The organism is Streptomyces palmae (assembly GCF_004684805.1).
Lineage (GTDB): Bacteria > Actinomycetota > Actinomycetes > Streptomycetales > Streptomycetaceae > Streptomyces > Streptomyces palmae.
Map to the genome: position 1 here is coordinate 1 of NZ_SRID01000775.1, position 704 is coordinate 704.

Below are 704 nucleotides of genomic sequence, written 5' to 3' on the forward strand. Positions count from 1 at the left end.
CCCGCCCGCCGCGCGGCTCCACCGAGGCGATCTTGTGCCATCTCTTCGCGGAGGCCCTCGACCTGCCGCAGGTGGGCGCCGAGGACAACTTCTTCGAACTCGGCGGGCACTCGCTGCTGGCCACCCGCCTGGCAGCCCGGGTACGGACACGTCTCGGGGTGGAGCTGCCCGTGCGCACGCTCTTCCAGACGCCCACCGCCGCCGGTCTGGCCCGGGAACTGGGCAGCGCCGGGGAGGTCCGCCCGCCCCTGGAGCCCGTGGACCGGCCGGATCCCCTTCCGCTGTCCTACGCGCAGCGGCGGTTGTGGTTCCTGTACCGCCTGGACGGGCCCTCACCCATGTACAACATCCCGCTGGCGGTGCGCCTGACGGGGCGACTCGACCGGCAGGCGCTGCGGGACGCCCTCGCGGATGTGGTCGAGCGGCACGAAGCCCTGCGCACCGTCTTTCCCGAGACCGCGGGAGTGCCGCGCCAGCGGATCCTCGAAGGCCCTGCCGCCCGGCCGACCCTGGAAGAACACACCATCGACCGGTCCGAGGAACGGGCGGCGGTCGCGTCGGCGGCCCGGTACGCCTTCGACCTGGCGCATGAGATCCCGCTGCGGGCCACCTTGCTGGTGTTGGGGCCGCGGGAGTGTGTGTTGGTGTTGGTGGTGCACCATATTGCGGCTGATGGGTGGTCGTTGGGGGTGTTGGGGGAGGAT

1 protein-coding gene is annotated in these 704 nt (G+C 72.0%); it reads left to right on the plus strand.

All coding sequences use genetic code 11. The features are described 5' to 3' along the window. The coding region (locus E4099_RS32600; protein ID WP_135342673.1) for a condensation domain-containing protein at positions 1-704 on the plus strand (704 nt) is incomplete at both ends.